Annotated in this window: 18 protein-coding genes; 10 read left to right on the top strand and 8 right to left on the bottom strand. The window is 40.2% G+C overall.

Going from position 1 to position 19,846, the window contains the following annotated elements; translation table 11 throughout:
- The first annotated feature begins 16 nt into the window (after positions 1-16).
- A complete protein-coding gene (locus tag ACC612_RS02350) occupies positions 17-931 on the top strand; it encodes a UbiA family prenyltransferase (RefSeq protein ID WP_371852861.1) in 915 nt (304 codons plus the stop codon).
- A gap of 8 nt (positions 932-939) precedes the next feature.
- On the opposite strand, the gene ACC612_RS02345 is transcribed toward ACC612_RS02350, so the two are convergent.
- The 3 genes from ACC612_RS02345 to ACC612_RS02335 form a co-directional block, all read right to left on the bottom strand.
- Positions 940-1,722 carry a helix-turn-helix transcriptional regulator gene (locus tag ACC612_RS02345; protein ID WP_371852860.1) on the bottom strand — a complete coding sequence of 261 codons (783 nt, stop codon included), beginning with the start codon at positions 1,720-1,722 and terminating at the stop codon, positions 940-942.
- Positions 1,723-1,897: 175 nt separating this feature from the next.
- Entirely contained in the window at positions 1,898-3,514 is a 1,617-nt protein-coding gene (gene purH / locus ACC612_RS02340) for a bifunctional phosphoribosylaminoimidazolecarboxamide formyltransferase/IMP cyclohydrolase (protein ID WP_371852859.1), read from the bottom strand.
- An 81-nt stretch (positions 3,515-3,595) separates the two neighbouring features.
- Complete coding sequence (locus ACC612_RS02335; protein WP_371852858.1) at positions 3,596-5,497, bottom strand: phosphoadenosine phosphosulfate reductase family protein; 1,902 nt, start codon at positions 5,495-5,497, stop codon at positions 3,596-3,598.
- Positions 5,498-5,632: 135 nt separating this feature from the next.
- On the opposite strand from ACC612_RS02335, the gene ACC612_RS02330 reads away from it, so the two are divergent.
- Together ACC612_RS02330 and ACC612_RS02325 are read left to right on the top strand one after the other, a co-directional pair.
- The gene (locus tag ACC612_RS02330) at positions 5,633-6,673 is read left to right on the top strand and encodes a THUMP domain-containing protein (RefSeq protein WP_371852857.1); all 1,041 of its coding nucleotides are present in this window, start codon (positions 5,633-5,635) and stop codon (positions 6,671-6,673) included.
- 210 nt (positions 6,674-6,883) lie between these two features.
- Positions 6,884-8,398, top strand: coding sequence for a tetratricopeptide repeat protein (locus ACC612_RS02325; protein ID WP_371852856.1), 1,515 nt, complete (start codon positions 6,884-6,886; stop codon positions 8,396-8,398).
- Positions 8,399-8,436: 38 nt separating this feature from the next.
- Here ACC612_RS02325 and ACC612_RS02320 read toward each other — a convergent pair whose 3' ends face one another.
- From ACC612_RS02320 to ACC612_RS02310, 3 genes are read right to left on the bottom strand one after another with little or no spacing between them, the layout of a single operon-like run.
- Entirely contained in the window at positions 8,437-9,015 is a 579-nt protein-coding gene (locus tag ACC612_RS02320) for a M48 family metallopeptidase (RefSeq protein WP_371852855.1), read from the bottom strand.
- 48 nt (positions 9,016-9,063) lie between these two features.
- A complete protein-coding gene (gene truA / locus ACC612_RS02315) occupies positions 9,064-9,873 on the bottom strand; it encodes a tRNA pseudouridine(38-40) synthase TruA (protein ID WP_371852854.1) in 810 nt (269 codons plus the stop codon).
- Between the two features lie 16 nt (positions 9,874-9,889).
- Positions 9,890-10,789, bottom strand: a complete 900-nt coding sequence (locus tag ACC612_RS02310; RefSeq protein ID WP_371852853.1) for an ArsR/SmtB family transcription factor — start codon at positions 10,787-10,789, stop codon at positions 9,890-9,892.
- 128 nt (positions 10,790-10,917) lie between these two features.
- On the opposite strand from ACC612_RS02310, the gene ACC612_RS02305 reads away from it, so the two are divergent.
- The 7 genes from ACC612_RS02305 (at position 10,918) to ACC612_RS02275 (ending at position 18,047) form a co-directional block, all read left to right on the top strand.
- Positions 10,918-11,985 carry a formate--phosphoribosylaminoimidazolecarboxamide ligase gene (locus tag ACC612_RS02305; protein ID WP_371852852.1) on the top strand — a complete coding sequence of 356 codons (1,068 nt, stop codon included), beginning with the start codon at positions 10,918-10,920 and terminating at the stop codon, positions 11,983-11,985.
- A gap of 43 nt (positions 11,986-12,028) precedes the next feature.
- The gene (locus ACC612_RS02300) at positions 12,029-13,438 is read left to right on the top strand and encodes an NAD(P)/FAD-dependent oxidoreductase (protein WP_371852851.1); all 1,410 of its coding nucleotides are present in this window, start codon (positions 12,029-12,031) and stop codon (positions 13,436-13,438) included.
- 180 nt (positions 13,439-13,618) lie between these two features.
- A complete protein-coding gene (locus tag ACC612_RS02295; protein ID WP_371852850.1) occupies positions 13,619-14,923 on the top strand; it encodes an ATP-binding protein in 1,305 nt (434 codons plus the stop codon).
- A 136-nt stretch (positions 14,924-15,059) separates the two neighbouring features.
- On the top strand, positions 15,060-15,542 hold the full coding sequence (locus ACC612_RS02290) for a 3-isopropylmalate dehydratase small subunit (RefSeq protein WP_371852849.1): 483 nt from the start codon (positions 15,060-15,062) through the stop codon (positions 15,540-15,542).
- A gap of 30 nt (positions 15,543-15,572) precedes the next feature.
- Positions 15,573-16,700 (top strand): isocitrate/isopropylmalate dehydrogenase family protein, encoded by a 1,128-nt coding sequence (locus tag ACC612_RS02285; RefSeq protein WP_371852848.1) that lies wholly within the window; start codon positions 15,573-15,575, stop codon positions 16,698-16,700.
- A 274-nt stretch (positions 16,701-16,974) separates the two neighbouring features.
- Entirely contained in the window at positions 16,975-17,511 is a 537-nt protein-coding gene (locus ACC612_RS02280; protein ID WP_371852847.1) for a B12-binding domain-containing protein, read from the top strand.
- A gap of 224 nt (positions 17,512-17,735) precedes the next feature.
- Complete coding sequence (locus ACC612_RS02275) at positions 17,736-18,047, top strand: hypothetical protein (RefSeq protein WP_371852846.1); 312 nt, start codon at positions 17,736-17,738, stop codon at positions 18,045-18,047.
- Here ACC612_RS02275 and ACC612_RS02270 read toward each other — a convergent pair.
- Positions 18,026-18,736 (bottom strand): ABC transporter ATP-binding protein, encoded by a 711-nt coding sequence (locus ACC612_RS02270; RefSeq protein WP_371852845.1) that lies wholly within the window; start codon positions 18,734-18,736, stop codon positions 18,026-18,028. The two genes, ACC612_RS02275 and ACC612_RS02270, sit on opposite strands and share 22 nt — an antisense overlap.
- Complete coding sequence (locus ACC612_RS02265; RefSeq protein ID WP_371852844.1) at positions 18,729-19,844, bottom strand: ABC transporter permease; 1,116 nt, start codon at positions 19,842-19,844, stop codon at positions 18,729-18,731. Before ACC612_RS02265 ends, ACC612_RS02270 begins: the two co-directional genes overlap by 8 nt.
- Positions 19,845-19,846: the final 2 nt, after the last annotated feature.

Below are 19,846 nucleotides of genomic sequence, written 5' to 3'. Positions count from 1 at the left end.
TAAAACTAAATTGCGTATGAACGCAAACAACAATCTAAATCACAACTATATTAGCAAGATAATTTTAAGCACAGACCTATATAAAAATCTTTTTCCTACAATAAACCTTCTAAATAGTTCTGTGCTGGTATCGTTATCAGGAGCATTACGCATATACATTGCATCATTACTGCTGCTTGGAACTATGAATATCCTGAACTGTTTAGCTGGAGGGCTTATTGTATATGCAGTATATACTCTTGACCGTGCACTCGAACCAGCTGAAGATGCTATCAACAGATCAGAACTCAAAGGAGCAAACAAAAAGTTAGCTCTATTTGTCTGTTTGATTACATTTATTGTTGGATGTTATATCCTCAATTCAAGTGGTTTACTGCTAATAGCCTTGATGCCGCTTGTAGCTGGATATCTGTACAGCAAAGGACTCAATATAGGGAGAATTAAGCTTAAGTTAAAAGGTGGTTTAGGAGTAAAGAATCTTGTAGTCGGGATCACATGGGGCACTTTCATTGCAAGCATTGCCGGAGTGGGGCTTGAAAGTATTCTGCCAGTGTTATTAGTATTCTTTTATTATGGATCCAAACTCTTCATAAACTCGACTATATATGACTTTAAGGATGTAAAAGGAGACCTCATGGCAGGCATCAAAACATTACCCGTAAGCCTTGGAGAAAAGAATACTCGAAGATTACTGTTAACCCTGCATATTGGATCTCACTTATTGCTGATAAGCGCTATAATAATGCATTTACTAGCATTCGAACCTGTAGTAGTAATCTACAGTTTAATCATAGGATTAATCTATATATTTAGATTAACAAAAAATAGAGAAAATGAAACCCCACTGGGGAAAATAGAGAGACTATTTTTAGTTGATGGGGAAGCAGCATCTATCATATATCTAAGAGCAGCAGTTGCAACTTTGATATAAATAGAGCTTTATATTTTTTTTGCTTGTGCAAAATAATAATCGAATAAATCATTTCCCCATTGAATACCTTTTTTGTCAAAGCAAATGAGGTCTGTGCGAGGGTCGTAATTTCCCGATTTAAAGAACAGAGACATCGAAAAGAAAACATCTGTCACCACAAAAGCTACCTTTGCACCATCAATCAAATATAGATCAGTAAATTTCCCATCGTTAAATGTTTTCAAATCTTCTGCATAGTCAGTTTTGACCACTTCATAAATACTATCTGTAAGTAGAAGAGAAGTAGGAACATCCTTTTCCGCAAGATGCTTGAAAAATTGAGGGTACGTCGAGAAGAAAACAGGAGACACACCTTTGATAGTATGGGATTGTTCAATTGTTTCAAGAAATGATTTATGAGAAGTATAAACATTCTCAAGCTTGTCTATATAAAAATCGCAGTCTTTGAGATCTGCTAACCTGTCTAGAAGGTGATCAGGTATTCCAGATAGATCATGATCATTCCAAAAATCCTCATTTTTCTCAATTAAATCTACCATGTCAACAAATGGCCTAAAAGACTTGGCAATTATCTTGCCAGTAGTCGTCAGTGTATACATCTTAGTAGATGGGTCTTTGTACATAAGATTAGCAGACTCCATCTCCCTTATCCGTGGAGCAATCTCCGGAGAAGATACATCGAACTTCTTACGTATATTAGTGAGAGTTGACGGTTGCTCGAGAAGAAAAAGAAGGAGATCTCTTCTTTTTTCTGAGAAAGTAAGCAAACTCAACAGACCTTTGGATTTCATAGTGATCACTCGTAATTGAACATTGAGATAAATTTTAGGGATATAATATATTCAATGATGTAAAGGTATTCAATAAATATATACTACCAATATAATCAATAAACAATATCAGTTATAAATATATCATATGTGAATATTTTAAATAGTCGGAGTCACCTCTTTAAAAAAAAAGGAATCAATGTAAGAAGTGGCGCATACCGGTGAATACCAAAGAAACTCCCATTTTATTTGCAGTGCTTATGACTTCAGCGTCCCGGATAGAACCTCCAGGAGAGACTACATACATTATACCATTCTCAGCAGCATGAACAATGCTGTCATCAAATGGGAAAAATGCATCTGAAGCCATTACACATTTTGAGAGTACATTCCTACAATATTCATCAAAATCTACTATCGGACTTTCCCTATCATATATTACCTTCAGGTTCTCCCTTGCCTTAGTAGCAGCAAGTTTTCTGATTGAATCTACCCTATTGGGTTGACCTGCACCCATGGCAAGCATCATGTAACAGCCCTTCTGGTACTCATAAGCGAGAGTAATAGAGTTTGATTTTGTGCTCTTACAAGCACTTATACAAAACTCGGAAAGAGAGCGCATAGATTCTGGGAACGGTTTTTCTGTTACACAGTCCCATTTCTCATACAGACCCACATCTCGTGACTGTTTTAACAAACCACCAACTACATATTTATAAGTATGATCAACATCAAATGCATCATTTAACTGAGGAAGTTCAAGCAATCTTAGATTGGAACTCTTTTTCTTGAGATATTCAAGAGCATCATGATCAAAACCTGGGGACAGGATTATTTCAACGAACTTGCCTTCCAGGAACTTTGCTGATTGCAGATCAAATACTTTGTTACTACATACAATGCTTCCATATGCAGAGATAGGATCTCCATCCCATGCCGCACTCAGAGCTTGTAGAAGAGTGTCACCTGTAGCAAGTCCACATGGATTATTATGCTTCACAATTACTACTGCGGGTTTTTCAGCATGAAGATCTTTTATGGTCAGCAATGCGTTATCGGCATCTACGTAATTGTTATAGGATAGTTCCTTTCCATGCAATTGCCTGGCATTGGCAAGAGATGGCCCTTTTACACCTGGTTCCTTGAAGAACTTAGCTTTTTGATGCCAGTTCTCGCCATAACGCAGTTCCATACCGCCAGTAAAGTTAAGGTGTATGACCTCTTCAGAAGCTAATTCCTTGCTCAGATATGTATCAATAGTTGCATCATAACCTGCAGTGTGCCTGAAAGCCTTCACAGCAAGTTGTTTACGCAGTTTGTCTGAAACTACTCCTGTCGACCTGATCTCTTTAAGAACATGACCATAATCGTTCGGATCACACACAACAGTTACAGAGTTGAAGTTTTTAGCTGCAGCGCGCAATAGAGTAGGACCACCAATATCAATATTCTCAATGGCCTCCTCTAGCAAAACCCCTTCTTTTACCACTGTGATCTCAAAAGGATATAGGTTTACAGCTACAAGATCAATAAGCTCGATTCCTGCATCATGTGCCTGCTCTATATGACCTGGGTTGTGCCTGTTGCACAATATAGCACCATGTATCTTGGGATGTAATGTTTTGACCCTGCCATCCATCATCTCAGGAAAACCCGTGACATCAGAAACATCCTTCACTTCTATTCCTGAATCGCGTAAAATCCGTGCAGTGCCACCTGTGGAGATCAATTCCACACCAAGGGCTGCAAGCCCTCGAGCAAACTCTACAATTCCAGCCTTGTCAGAAACGCTTAGCAGTGCCCTTTTTACCAAAAAATCACCGTCAAAGGTTAGCGTATATCATGTATAAATGTTATGGTTGAGAAAAAAGGAGAAAATGGAAATTACTTGAGCTTAACCAAATTTCACTACCGGACAGACCTTTATACATTTTCCGCAGTGCACACACTTATCACCAATTAAAGCGATGCCATTCTTTATCGTGATCACATCATGTGGACATTTACCTATGCAAACACCGCAGCCGCTACAGTGGAGAGCCCTTTGTATAGATAACTCTACAGACTCTATCAGTTGACGGACCTGCTTTTCAGTATCGCTGCGAGCTGTTACTGTACCGGAAGCAAATACCTGGGCACTGTCCTCTCCCTGAAATATAGAAGCAACACCCTCCATGAATGCTACCCTGCCTACGGCTTCAAGCATCCTTGAAGTCTCTATTTTTTCAAGATCTATAGGTTTACCAAAACTGCCTTCTGCAGATACACCTCCCTGCTTACAAGGGCGATAACCAGATGTTACTGTAAACTCCAGTTTGTTATTGACATCAACCTTGGGAACCGTCGGAATGCCTTTTGCCTTTGCAATCTCCTGAAGTCTTGGCGGCAGCTTCTTCCACCTCCACATCCCATGTTCAACCCATTCCTGAGAAAGCCCCGAACTCAGAGCATATCCAATCAGATATTTTTCCAGCTTTGCAGCAAACTCCGGATGTGTTTCTCGCAGGCGATGAAGATCAGCTACAGAACATGAAGGACAAAGCCAGCAGCCGATCCTATCAAATCCTTTCCCGTAAAGAGGATTATAAGGCAGATCATGCATGAAAATATATAACCATACATGCATAGCGGTCCAATCTTGAATAGGAGCTGCACCAACCTGATTTCCAACCCATGGGTTCTTCCAGACCCTTTCACTTTTTGCCCTGGTGTCCGATTCATACTTGCGCTGCCCTATGAATGTCAAACAGCCCTCTTCATAGTTCCCCTCAATAAGCTGAGTAATGGGACCTAATTTGCATACTTTGCAGCACCAGCGCATTTCCACACTTGGAGGACCAAAACTATCCACTGACTCCCAGAAAGCATTGCCTGAACTTATGGACCTAAGAGGTTTGCCGTATAACCTAGAGACTTCCTGAGCATTGAGAACAGTTTCCGGAAACTCAATACCTGTGTCAGCAAAAAGGACATCAAAATCTTCAAGGCACTCGCTTACAAGCTGCAACACTGCAAGACTGTCCTTACCACCCGAATACGAAACGGTCACTGGTTTAGTCATACTTGATGAGACATTATTAATGAACTTATGAGAGCGACCTATGAATTCTTCCATGAACTTTTTGTTGGCTTTGACAACTTCTTTCCAGGTTTGCCCACCCTGCAGTACAGTTAGGTCACGTGGCTCTTCCTTATCCCTTATCTTTACTGCCACACCCTTTGGGCGTTCCCTCATTAATTTGCCATTCATACGAGCCCGACCGGTAGCTACTACCTTGCCACTGGGATTAAGAACAACTACTTCATCCTTCTCCTGAATATCGGGATCTGCATCCAGCACACCTGGAGCCAGGAGGTTAGCACCGCCCAGTATGAACTTTACTGCACCTTCTTCCAGAGTAACCCAGCCTTTCATGACAGACAGAGATTTGTTCTGGAAAAGACGTCTTGCACCTTCCACACGCAGGAGAAGCACCCATTTAAGAGAATCAAGCTCAAACCTGATACTTCCTAACACCTCACCATCTACAATGATCTCATCCATACGATCATCATAAGGAGCTTTGTTAAGTACCACTACCCTTTCGTCAGATATAAGAGGAGCATTGAACTGCTGCAGAGAAACTGCGTTAATAAGTTCTATATCATATTCAAAGGCAGGACGTATATCCCCTGGAGGAGTTACTGTCACTGATTCAGTACGATTACCACATGCACATTCCTTACCCAACACTGGCACATTACATTTTCTGCACCAGTGAAGCAGCATTTCACCAAGATAAAGGGGTTTTGACATTAGGGGATTTCAATATAGTTATAGTAAATAGTTCTTTGCTTTAGAAATTTCAGATTAAGAAAATATCACATAAGAACATAATTAAAAAGTTAATAGCAGCCTTTTAATACCAAAGGGATTCTCTATGCAACTGTTATGCTGTACGCTTTTGAACTTTCTGGGGAGCATGATTCACTCCCAATCATGGAAGCTTATGCTTGCATGGAAATAGCAGGGTTGGATTTCAAGGAACATGAAATATTCGACCAATGCCTTGTTGTGAGGATTAATGGTACTATCGATGAGATCGAACCTCGCTTGCTGCATGTAGCAGAGAGGCTTGCTATGTCACACCATATAATAAGAGTTGCAGCTATGTGTGAGACTTCGGCAAATGACATATTAGAAATGGCAGAAAATGTTGATTATTCAATGCATATTGCACCAGAACAGACATTTGTGGTACGAGCCAAGAAGATCAAGCATTATTGTGACTTTGAAAGAGAGTTCATAGAGGGACATGTTGGAGGCAAGATCTTCAGAAAAGGATTTCGTGCAAACCTTAAGACACCAGATGTCCAATTCAGACTGATCCTAGGAGAGAAATGTATCTTTGGGCCTGTAGTGGCATCTGTAAACAGAAGTGCTTATGAGGAGAGGTTGCCCCATAAAAAACCTTTTTTCTATCCTGGTGTGCTTATGCCCAGAGTAGCTCGGACACTTGTGAACATTTCCAGAGTTAAAGACAATGAAGTGTTATTTGACCCATTCTGTGGTACAGCTGGCATCCTTGTAGAAGGAGAAATCGTAGGGTCCAAAGTAATAGGCATTGAAGTACGTTCCATGATAGCTTCGGGTGCACAGATGAACCTACAGTCCTTTGGAGGATACTACAATATCATTGTAGGTGATGCATGTACCGTTCCCCTTAAAGATGAATCTGTAGATGCTATAGTTACAGATCCTCCTTATGGACGTTCTGCAGCAATCAGAGCTGAATCACTATATCATCTTTATGCCGGTTCCTTTAGAGAAATGTACAGATTACTTCGAAAGGGTAAACTTGCCATAGTAGTCTCTGAAATGGATATAACCGAATTTGCAAAAAATGCAGGGTTCAAGATATTTGATGAATATAGACAGAGAGTACATAGAAGCCTTACAAGGAGGATTACAGTACTATATAAGGAGCAATAGAAAATCTACTCAATTGATAAAACAAGATTTATACATATTTATTTATATACCATTTTTGCTAGTTAATATCGGTAGTACAAAGTTATTGTACATACATAGAGAATAATGAGAGTGTTAGAGACTAGGTTATCAAACTTGTTTCTAAATAGAAAGACTTAATTTCAAAAAACTTCTACCTTTTATCAAGCAATGGCAATAACCGGAGGAAAAATGGTAGTGAATAAAAAATATATCATTCTGAGTCTAGTATTTATTACGGTTTTCTGTGCAGGATGTATTGGAACTGATGAATCAGACAGTTGGAATGAAAAGGGCAAAGACCTTGTTGAAGACGGGAAATACACCGAAGCAATACAGGCATTCAATAAATCCATTGAATTAGATCCTCAAAATGATGAAGCTTGGCTTAACAAAGGTATTGCACTTGCTGAAATTGGAAAAAATGAAGAAGCTATACAAGCATTTGATAAAGCCATCCAACTTAAACCAAACAATGCCGAGTATTTAAGTGAAAAGGGGATTGTACTCCGCAAGATAGGAAGATATGAAGAAGCAATACAGACCTATGACAAAATCATAGAAATAGAGCCCTTGGATGGATTTGCTTGGTATAACAAAGGTATTGCACTTTACTATTTGGGAAAACACGAAGAGGCCATACAAGCATATAATAAATCCACAGAACTCGAGCCACGGTTTGCCACAGCCTGGTACAATAAAGGATATACCTTCTTTAATATGGGCAGATACCAAGAAGCTATTCAGGCATTTGATAGAGCAATAGAAATTAATTCAAAAGACGCAAGAACATGGAATTATAAAGGCTTGTCATACAGTGAACTTGGTAGTTACTACGAAGCATTGACAGCTTTCAACAAAGCCATTGAAATAGATCCGCAATATACCAAAGCTTTGGATAACAAAGCTTATGTCCTAAATCAAATGGAAAGATTTGAGGAAGCGATCCGGGTATGTAACCAAGCTATAAAGATTGATCCAAAGGATGCAAAAGCATGGAGCTACAAAGGATATGCCCTTAATAAAATGGGGAAATCTGAGGAAGCTACCAATGCATTTAATAATGCCACAAAAATTGATCCTCTGGACGCTGAGGCCTGGAATTACAAAGGAAATGGCCTCTACGACATGAAGGAATATGACGAAGCAATACAAAGTTACAATAAAGCTACAGAGATAGACCCTCAGTATGCAGAAGCCTGGAAAAATAAAGCTACAGCTTATTATGGAATGACAGAATATGAAAATGCTGTCATTGCATATGATAAAGCCATTGAATTAGAACCAGAAGATGCTGAAGTATGGGATAGGAAAGGCACTGCACTCCGTAGAATGGGCGAATACGATGAAGCAATAGCAGCATATGATAAGGCTATAGAGATCAATTCTCAAAGTACCTCAATCCGGATGCACAAAGGATATGCACTGTATGAAATGGAAGAATATGACGAAGCAAATCAAGTGTTTGAGAAGGTTATAGAAATAAATCCTCAACATTTCGATGCATGGTATAGCAAAGGAAATGCACTAAGAGAGATGGGACAAACTGACTCGGCTATACAAGCATATGACAAAGCTATTGAAATTAATCCGAATTACGCTTTAGCCTGGTATAATAAAGGCATAGCTCTTGACCAAGCTGGAAAATATACCGAAGCAGCTTCATGTTATGCTAAAGCCAAAGAACTAGGATATGAAGGAGCCTAAGACACGGTCATAGAAACCGTGATCTTTTTTATTATTCCTTAAACAGCATATTTCTCTGAAATCGCAAGCCAGTATCCATGAAGCTGTTTTTCAAGAGTTTTGTGCTCATGGAATTTTGCCTGCACTATTTTCTTAAACCTGGGTCCGTGATTCATTTCTATTAAATGTACCATCTCATGGAATACAACATACTCTATCAGCTTTTCAGGCAAATATTTCAAATGGGTATTCAGATTGATGTTCCCTTTTGAACTACAGCTACCCCATTTAGTGCGCATCTGTCTGAATGCCACCTTCCTAGGAAACACACCTAGTTCATTTCCAATAGGAACTATTAATGACTCAACATATTCTTGCAATTGCCCTTCAGTCCTTCCTGAATGAAGTTCAAAATCAGCAGTAAATAAAACCCTCTGCTTATGAGCAACAAATCTTCGGTATACCCATGTTTTGTGTTTATTAACCAGCTTTTCATGCTCTTTAAAACCGGCAGGTACTATAAGTTTAAGATGACCATGCCGGTACTCCAGTCTGGGATACTTGATCTTTCTGGATATTACCTCATAAGGTATATCTACATCATTGATTTTAATGGATGATAAAATATTTTTCGTCATTTAACCATCAAGAGCACAGCTGTGCGATAATTCCGTAGGATAAGAACCTCATTCTTTTGGCACAAGTTCTTGCATTACTTCAGCCATGACTCGATGTCTTACAAGATATTCCTGTACTTTCTCAGAGGCTCTGCGCAGTGAGTATGTATCTTCTATCCAAGGGATCTCCATTGGATATTTTACTTCCATCAAAGTGAGACCATAAGATTGAGCCGGTTCCAGTCCTTCTTCATAGGATTCAGGATCAAGCATCTGTTTAAGCCATGACTCATCCCTTACACGACTTCCCACCATTGTAAGGGCAGTAACCATTTTTCGCACCATGTTCCAAAGAAAACTGTTTGCTTCCACATCTATCTTTGTCAGCATTCCGCTTACTCTGACATCAATCCTTTTCACATCACGAACTGTGCCTTTATCCTCGTCTTTGCTGCAAAAATTGGAAAAATCATGTCCCCCAACCAGGATCTTTGAAGCAGACCTGATACGTGAGATATCATACTGTTCTCCACTCAGGATATATCGATATAACCTACTGCTTGCATCTCTTCTTGGATCAAAATAATCCGGAACTTCTGCATGTGCCCATGCCCAAATAGAATTGGGTAATTTAGAATTAATCACCCTTGGAATAGCAAGGTTCGGCTTATCAGTATTAAATGCAACCACCTGTCCTCTTGCATGGACACCAGCATCTGTCCTGCCAGAGCTCTGGAAAGATGCTATTTTTGGATCATCAATTATTTCCAGCTCTTTTAAGGCATTAAAGAGCTCTCCTTCAATGGTAGCAACATCCGGCTGGATCTGTGATCCATGATAGCCTGTTCCCACATATGCGATCTTAAGTGCAACCCTCATTCAGTCTCACAAACACTCATAGAGACTTTTTTCTATAATATATTTCCCTTATTAGCATGAATAATATGACAAACATACAGCCAAAGAAGAACCAAACGCTTACATGCGCTAAAAAATCAGGGGGAATAAGACCCGGAGTGGTACCTGTAAGAGACGTTACGTCTCCAGATGTTGGATACTGTACAGGTGAAATGGTTGCATTCATATCTGTAGCATTCATTCCTGCCATATCCACGTAGGGCGTGGTCAAGCCTTCGGCAGGAGAGATTGAAGAAGTCGCATTCACAATCTGATCTGACACAACATTTCTAGCAGTATCATTAGATATTGTACTGGCCGACATTGGGGAGGCTCCACCGGATGCATTCGCCTGATCAAATGCATTAGCACCATATTCAAGGCTTTCATTAGCGAATCCAGCATATTCACTGGATTTCATAGCAGCTTCTTCAAGAACCACAGGAGAATAATTTGAAGAAGAATAGAAACCCATGCGACGTGTAAGATATTCTATACCAGTTGCAGCAAATACAGCGCCTATGAAAAGGCCTAGGTATTTTTTCAGCATACCCATTATAGATGATCGGTCAACATTCTTCGTTCCTGGAACTACTACTATGAGTTTCTGCACTGGCTCATAGATTTTGATCTCACGGCCTTTTTGACTCCACTTCGTCTCTTTTACTTTTATGAGATCAGCTTCGATAAGACTATCAAGATTATATTTGATAGTAGTAAGAGGCAAACCCATCTTTTCAGATAAAGTAGTAGCAGACATGGGTTTGTCTGCCAGCATCTCTAACATTTTAAGAGCTTTTTCATTAGAGAGGGCTTGTGTCACTTTTTTTGAATCCTCATTTAGAGGTAAGACCAATACTTTATCGGAATTATTGTTTTCATCCTCTGTTTTTTCCATATTTTACTATATTAGCCACGAACTTCATAACTTTTCCGTAAACTACCAAACAATTCGCAGTTATCGAATTATTCCGCAAACTTAAAAAATAGATAGAACAATATAATGTAACTTTTTGGGGCACAACAATGATAGAAAAAAACCAAATCATGAAAATCATCGAAACCTATGATCTGGATAATCTTGCAATTGCAACTGTATGCTCTCACTCGAGCCTTCAGATATTCGACGGTGCAAGAAAGGAAGGTTTCAAGACTATTGGTATCTGCGTCGGCAAACCACCTAAATTTTATAATGCTTTCCCTAAAGCAAAGCCAGACGAGTTCATTGTAGTAGATAACTACCAGGAAATTCCAAGAATAGCGGAACAGCTTGTGAAGAAGAATGCTATCGTTGTGCCACATGGTTCTTTTGTGGAATACCTTGGTACAGAGAAATTCATGGAGTTCCCGGTTCCAACTTTTGGTAACAGGAATGTGCTCGAATGGGAATCTGACAGGAATAAAGAAAGAGAATGGCTAGAAGGTGCGCGAATCCACATGCCCAAATTAGTTAAGCCCGAAGAAATAAACGGGCCTGTTATGGTAAAATACCATGGAGCTAAAGGAGGGCGTGGTTTTTTTGTTGCTAAGAACTATCAGGAGTTCCTAGAAAATGTGGATCAGACCCAGAAGTACAATATTCAGGAATTCATAGTAGGCACAAGGTATTACCTTCATTTCTTCTACTCACCCCTGAAGACAGAAGGCTATGCCCTAAGCACAGGTGTTCTGGAAATGTTAAGCATGGACAGGCGAGTAGAATCAAATGCGGATGAGATCTTCAGGCTGGGTTCCCCACGGGAGCTTGAAGATGCTGGAATCCACCCTACATACGTGGTCACAGGAAATGTTCCACTCGTTGCAAGAGAGTCATTGCTCCCTCTCATATTCGAACTTGGAGAAAGAGTGGTGGAACAATCATTAAAACTGTTTGACGGCATGATAGGCCCCTTCTGCCTTGAAACAGTATTCACGGATAAACTTGAGATAAAGGTCTTTGAGATATCTGCCCGTATAGTCGCAGGCACTAATCTTTATCCGGGAGGTTCTCCATATTCAGACTTCATAGAACCTGGGCTTTCAACAGGAAGACGGATCGCCCAAGAAATATCTCTCGCAAGAAAACTTAAACAACTGGATAAGATTTTATCTTGAGAAAACATACTGCACATTGTTCATATTTGAAAGGATGATGTGCATGACCTCTTCTTTTAACAGGCCTGAATATGATGTAATCATAGTAGGGGCAGGCCCTGCAGGCATGTTTGCTGCCAGAGAACTTGCCGACCATAAATTGAACGTACTGATTATAGACATGGGAAGCGATGTGAAAGACAGGCACTGCTCCCTGGAACCTGAGATGAAATGCACTCACTGTATACCTTGCGATATTATGTGCGGAGTCGGCGGTGCAGGAACTTATTCTGATGGCACTCTGAACCTCAGACCAGATATTGGCGGGGACCTGTCTGCTTTCACAAATGATGAGAACGAGGCTTGGAAACTTGTAGAAGAGGTTGATGAGATATTTTTGGGATATGGTGCCACAACCGAGATTTCCATGCCAGATCAACAAGAAGTTGAGATGTTGCAGCGTAGGGCAGCATCAGTGGGTGCCAAGTTCATAGAAATAAGGCAGAGGCATATAGGATCAGATGACGCGAAAGAGGTCATTTCACGATTCAAGCATGATCTTGATATCAAAGGCATTCGCTTTATGCTAAGAACAAGGGTTGACAATCTAATAATTATAGATTCTACATGCAAAGGAGTAATACTTGAGGATGGAACGCACATCACTTCAAAAAATGTATTACTTTGCCCAGGAAGAGTTGGCTGTGAATGGGTGAGCCAGCTGGTGGCCGAGCATTCTATAAAGGCAGGTTTTAGTGGAGTTGATATTGGAGTAAGGGTAGAGGTCCCTGCAATAATAATGGACCCGGTAACCAGCATAAACCATGACCCTAAATTCCACATCCGTACTTCCAGATATGATGATTTTGTGCGAACTTTTTGCACCAATGAACATGGATTTGTTGTGAAAGAAAATTATCAGGGATTCATCGCTACAAATGGACATTCCATGCATACTATGAGTTCAGATAACACAAATTTTGCTTTTCTGGTACATGTGGAATTAACACATCCGATGGAAAACACAATCAAGTACGCAAAATCAGTGGCAAAACTGGCTACTACCATTGGAGGAGGGAAACCAGTATTGCAGAGAATGGGAGATTTGCGTAGAGGACGCCGCTCCACTGAAGCAAGGATTGCAAAAAATAATGTAAGGAATACCCTAAAGGATATAACTCCCGGCGATATTTCCATGGCTCTGCCTCACCGGATAGTTATGGATATAATAGAAGGCCTGGACACCCTTAATATGATCATTCCCGGAGTCAACTCTGACTCTACGCTCCTGTATGCACCCGAAGTAAAACTTTATGCAATGGAAGTATCCGTAGACAATAATATGCAAACAAGTGTAAAAGGATTATTTGCTGCAGGGGATGGCACTGGTCTTTCCAGGGACTTGGTAAACTCTGCAGCAACGGGACTGCTTGCAGCCAGAGGTATAATTAAACTGAATTCATATAAAATATGAAAACTGAAGGTATTGAGTATAGTGAATAAACAAAATGACCTCCTTTTGATAAGAGAGTGTATATAAAATGACCCTTCTACTTTAGAAGTCATTTTTTGTCTCTATCAATAGTTTTGAAGCTTACTTGGGTAATATACCAGAGGATAAAATAAATATATAAATGCAGTATATTCTCCGTCTATGGATTCTATCTCTGATACTTTTGGAGCAGGCGTTGCCAAAAAACGATATGTTCTTGGAAGAAGAAATAAAGAAGAACAGGGACTTCTAAATCTTGGGAGATATCTTGCACTAGATGGCTCAGCTGGTTCTTATGTAGGATTGGATGCTCTTGGGCCGCATTGTATTCTTATATGTGGCAAAAGAGGATATGGAAAATCTTATACAATGGGTACCCTTATAGAAGAACTCACATTGCTTCCGGATGCTATAAGGAACAATATGGCGTCTCTTGTCATCGATACAATGGGAATATTCTGGACAATGAAAAAAGCCAATGAACCACAGGAAAGCTTACTTAAGCAATGGTCCCTGACCCCAAAAGAATTCGATATCAAAATATTTGTCCCTTTAGGCAGTGTAAAAAAGTACAAGGAACAAAACATAGAAGTTATTCCATTTTCAATACCTATCCATTCAATGGATGGCTATGCATGGTGCAAGATCTTCAAAATAGATGAAGTATCACCTCTTGGAGTACTGCTAATTAGAGTTATCGCAGAACTCAGATCAATGTACAGTAATTTTTCATTTGATGCTATAATGGACAAGGTATTGGAAGATGAAAGAACTGACATTGTGACAAAGAGTGCTGCTGAAAACTATATCAGAACCGCATCTTCATGGGGTGTTTTTACAGAAGAAGGAGTTCATATAAATGATCTTGTGCGCAGAGGTTGCACAGCTATATTGGATGTCAGTACCCTTAAGGATCTGGATATCAGAGCTTCCATAGTAGGGCATATCAGCAAGGAAATATACTACCAACGTTTAGAGGCAAGAAGATCCGAAGAACGCACATTAATGGGGAATGGACATGATAATACAGGCATACCCATGACCTGGATGTTCATAGATGAAGCGCATTTATTTATACCAACCAGAAACAAAACTCTTGCTTCGGAAGTACTTACCAATGAATGGTTACGGCAGGGCCGACAACCGGGGCTTTCGCTTATTCTTGCTACACAACGTCCTTCAGCCCTTGACCCGGAAGTTACTTCACAATCAGACATACTGATATGCCACCGCCTAACAGCAGCTGAAGATATCAATGCTCTTGAATCTTTCAGACCAAACTATATGAAGGAAGATATTGGCGATTCGATCCGAAAAATGGGAATGGAACAAGGAATAGCTTTCATACTTGATGACACCACTGAAGCGGCTCATGTGATAAGAATGCGACCGCGACTTAGCTGGCACGGTGGTAACGAACCAACTGCATTACCCACCCATAAACAGGAAAAAAACAATGAAACTTAATTCTGAGAGAAAATATACACTATTATCCACTTACATTAGTATTATTTAGGATTATTGTATTTAGGTAGTTGATGTCAGTTCAAAATCTGGCAATATTACAATCATAAATATTAGTATATGTCTGGCTGTGATAAATATGAAAGGAAAAGTTTGGAAATTTGGTGATGACGTAGATACCGATGCTGTGATCCCGGGCAGGTATCTTATAATGAACACACCCAAAGAACTTGCAGCACATGCTTTCGAGGGAGTAAGACCAGAATTTCCCAAGAAAGTGCAAGAGAATGATATAATTGTTGCAGGTAACAATTTTGGCTGTGGGTCTTCGAGAGAACATGCACCTTTGGCCCTCAAAGGAACAAAGATCGGCTGCGTAATAGCAAAATCATTTGCACGTATATTTTTCAGGAATGCCATCAACATAGGAGTTCCACTCATGGAATGCCCTGACACGGACAGAATAGATGATGGAGATACCCTTGAGGTGGACCTTGCCACTGGAGTCATAAAGAATATTACAAAGGGTGAACAGTATCAGGCCACACCACTTCCAGATTTTGTAAGAGGAATTGTAAATTCTGGCGGCCTGATAGAGTATGCCAAGAAGATGGTAGAGTAAAAAATAATATCTAGATTTAAAGGAATAAATATGACTCAGTACAAGATTCCAGTAATTCCTGGCGATGGGATAGGACCAGAGATCATTGCCGAAGGAAGAAAAGTAATAGAGACTGCAGGTGAGAAATTCGGATTTGATGTTGATTGGATAGAATTTCCGATGGGTGCTGACCACTACCTGCAAACAGGAGAACTAATTTCCCTTGATACTCTCAAAGAACTTTCAAATTACCCTGTGATATACCTTGGCTCCATAGGGGATCCTCGAGTAGCACCGGGAGTTCTGGAAAAGGGAATTCTTCTGGCGGCAAGGTTCTATTTCGACCAATATGTGAACCTCAGGCCTATAAAATTGCTCGAAGGTGTATGGACACCTATAAAGGATAAAACACCACAGGACATTGACTTTACTGTGGTAAGAGAGAATACCGAGGATTTTTACATAGGTATCGGTGGAAAAGCCCAAAAGGGTGTTAGTAAAAACCTGCTGGAAGTTAAAAGGAATCTTTATTCAGCGAAGTTCGGCCTGGATATTGAGACAGATAGCGAGGAAATTGCTTACCAGATTGGTATGATCTCAAAAGAAGGTACCCGAAGAGTGATCAAATACGCGTTCGACCTTGCTATGAAAAAGAAGAAGCATGTATCTTCAGTGGACAAGGCAAATGTACTTTCTGATATATATGGATTTTGGAGAAGTGAGTTCCAGGACATAGCTTCAAGTTATCCGGAAATATCGACGGACTTTAACTATGTAGATGCCATCACCATGTGGTTTGTGAAAAATCCAGAGTGGTTTGACGTAGTTGTTACTCCTAACATGTTTGGAGATATAATTACAGACCTTGGTGCAATGGTACAGGGCGGACTTGGACTGGCCCCAGGAGGAAATATCAACCCAGAGGGTACAAGTATGTTCGAGCCCATACATGGTTCTGCACCCAAATACAAGGGACAAAATAAAGTAAACCCCATAGCTACTATCTGGGCAGGTTCACTTATGCTGGAACAGCTTGGAGAAAAAGAAGCTGCAGATGCAATTGTTGCTGCTATTGAAAAGAACATTCTTAACAATAATGTGAAGACGTATGATATGGGTGGCACGTCAACAACATCCGATGTGGGCGACGATATTGCGAGAATAGTATCTTCAATGTAAAATGTAGTACCTGCAGCTGCAGGTATTGACATTCATTTATCTCTTTGGAATAATTTATTCCTTTTTCCCGATACAAGATAGTAATTTTTTATATTTTATGTTGTTTTGTTCACTAATAGTGGATTCGTACATATTATTTTTCTTTTTTTATATAATATAGTGGATAGATTATTGATAAACATTCAGCCCTCGACAGATTTAAGTACAACTTGGTTTTTGTCGAATATATTACAATGTTCCTGCTTAATCATAGAGGGATGCAGGAGGTAGTATTGTGCTAAAAACCAATATGGAAAAAACAAAGGACGATATTCTCTTCAGGATCAGGAAGTCCATCAAGGAATTTGATGAAAAGGAAATTAACTCAGCTGTAACAGAAGGGATAGATAAAGGCATAGATCCCGTAATACTTGCTGAAGAGGGATGCATAGCAGCTATGAGAGAAGTAGGAGATATGTTTGAGTCTGATGAAATACTGCTTCTTCAGGTACTTGCTGCATCCAGAGCTATGAAAGCAGGAATGGAGATTCTAGCTCCTGAAATTGAAAAAGCGCATGCTGAACTCAAGCATCATGATAAAGCCGTTATCAGCTCTCAAAAAGAGGATGAGGATTCAATTCGGAAGTCAATTTTAGAAGTAATGTTAATGGTAAACGACTTCGATGTTATAGAACTCACAGAAAACGAATCCATAATAGACTTCATTGAAAAAGATACTACTCTGAATATCCCCACAGACTGTAAAAGGCAACTGGATGAAGTAATACATTCCCATCCAGAAGCTGCAATATTACAACTATGTGAAAGTTAGGATAGAGTTTGCTAAATCCTCTATCCAAGCTTATTTTCTAACTTTTTTTCTTAGTATTTAGAGCTCTATACGCTACTAGCATCAAATACCTCATCATTATGACTATTAGTATATTGTTTTGTATAGAAATCCTTATATAATATATTTTGCTTTTTTCAACTAGAGCTTAAGTGAAAAGATAAGCCGTAATAAAACAAATTCAAAAAACGAAGGAAGCGATCGGCATGGACAAGACAATAACTGATCTTGAAAAGAACCTGGATACCCTCCATGAAATGTTCAAGAAGTATGCTTTAGTATCTCAGCAGTATCAGAAACAGATTTCTGATTCCAACATTAGCGAAGAAAAGAAGGCAGAACTGTTGGAAAAACTGAAGGCTGAAAATGAGAAGGTACTAAGGGCAAAGATGCAGATCCAACAGCTTGAAATGAATCTGGTAGCTTTGAAGGAATCAAGAAACAAAATAGGTTCAGTAACTACTGCAGAAACCGAGAAGAAAACAGAAGACACTGCTTACCTTGTAGCATATTGCTGATTATTTCTTCTCTCCTCCTGTGACAGGGTTCCATCCATTATACGGATAACTCTGTCACAGTGCTTTGCAACTTCCGGGTCATGGGTCACTATAATGATAGTCTGCCCTTGCAAACTTAATTCCTCGAAAATCTCTATGATTTTGTCTCTTGTGCTACTGTCTACCTCTCCAGTAGGCTCATCCGCGAGAATTACGGAAGGATTGTTTGCAATAGCTCTTGCAATGGATACCCTCTGCTGTTCTCCTCCGGAAAGTTCATTTGGCTTGTGATGCAGACGTTTTTCAAGTCCCAATCTCTGCAGCAGCTTTTCTGCTCTTTTAAGCCTCTCTTTTTTAGTAATACCTGAGAATCTCATAGCAAGCTCCACATTTCCAAGAGCCGATAATGCAGGAAGCAAATTATAGTGTTGGAATACAAAACCTATCATTTCCCGCCTGATTTGGGGCAATTCCCTGTCAGGAATAGCAGTTATATCAATACCATTTATCACCACCTTGCCACTCGTAGGTTTTTCAAGACAGCCCACCAGAGCCATCAAAGTAGATTTTCCTGAGCCGCTGGGTCCCATAATAGCAACAAGTTCACCCTTTTTAACGTTGAAAGTGACACCCCTTAATGCATTTACAAGGATCTTTCCTTGCATGTAGGTTTTGCAAAGATCTTCTACTTGCAATATTTGTTCAACCATGCCTCAGAGCCTCCATGGGGCTCATACTCGCTGCTCTATAAGCCGGGTAGGCTCCTGATGCCATCCCTATAAGAGTCGCAAAAAGCATAGCAATGAAAAGTAGCCTGTAAGTTACCGTAAACAAGATTATACCTTTGGCTGCAAGCCATGAATTGAGAGCATACGCTGCCGCAGTTCCAGCAATGATTCCAATAATTCCCCCTATGACACCCAGAAGAGCAGCCTCTCCCAAAGTAAGGAGTATTATGTCCTTTGTCTCTGCGCCCATTGCCTTTAGAATACCGAACTCACGTGTCCTTTCGGCAACAGACATGAGCATAGTATTCATCACACTCAACCCTCCTATAATAGCTGCAAGAATAGCAGAACTTATGGTCACTACGCTGAATATCAGCAAAGATTGCCCTGCCTGCTCCTTCAGTTCATTGGGGGAAATTGTGTTTACTCCTTTTACACTCAGCTCGATCCGTTTTGACAGAAGTTCAGCATCTACCCTTGGTGCTGGCTGGGCGAAGATATATGTGATGGAATTTTCAGCATTGTACACATCTTGAGCCGTATCAAGAGGAATAGTAGCATAGCTGTCAAAGATAGAACCCGTGTATTCCATAATGCCCACCACTGTGAACCTTTTCTCATTTAATACAAGGGTACTGCCTATATCCAGATCGTACTCACCGGCAATGTTCTTTCCCACCACTGCCTGGTATGTATCCCCCGCTGTAAGGAATCTACCCGCTTTGAGCTCCACAGGTTCTAGTACATTTCTCGATTTCCGCGGTGGAACTCCTAGGACCTGCTTGCCACTCATACCGAACTGGTCTTCATCGAACAATGTGACCAGCACCCCATAGGCATCCTCGACTCCTGCCACACGCCGTACATCTGAAACTTTATGCTCGCTCAGACCCCCGCCAAAAATACCGCTTTCTGCAAAGACCCTTATTTTGTCGCTTGTAAGGCTCATAGACTTTTCAAATGTCTGCCCAAAATTCTCGGACATAGCTCCCATTACCACCAGAGCGAATATGCCCAGTGCTATGCCACAAATGGTCAATGTAGTTCTCACCTTGCGTTGAGTAGCATTCTTGATGATGAGATCAAGCATCT

The sequence above is a fragment of the Methanomethylovorans sp. genome (assembly GCF_041447285.1).
Taxonomy (GTDB): Archaea; Halobacteriota; Methanosarcinia; order Methanosarcinales; family Methanosarcinaceae; genus Methanomethylovorans.
The sequence above is the reverse complement of the archived record's forward strand: the minus strand, read 5'-3'. Positions and strand labels throughout refer to the sequence as shown.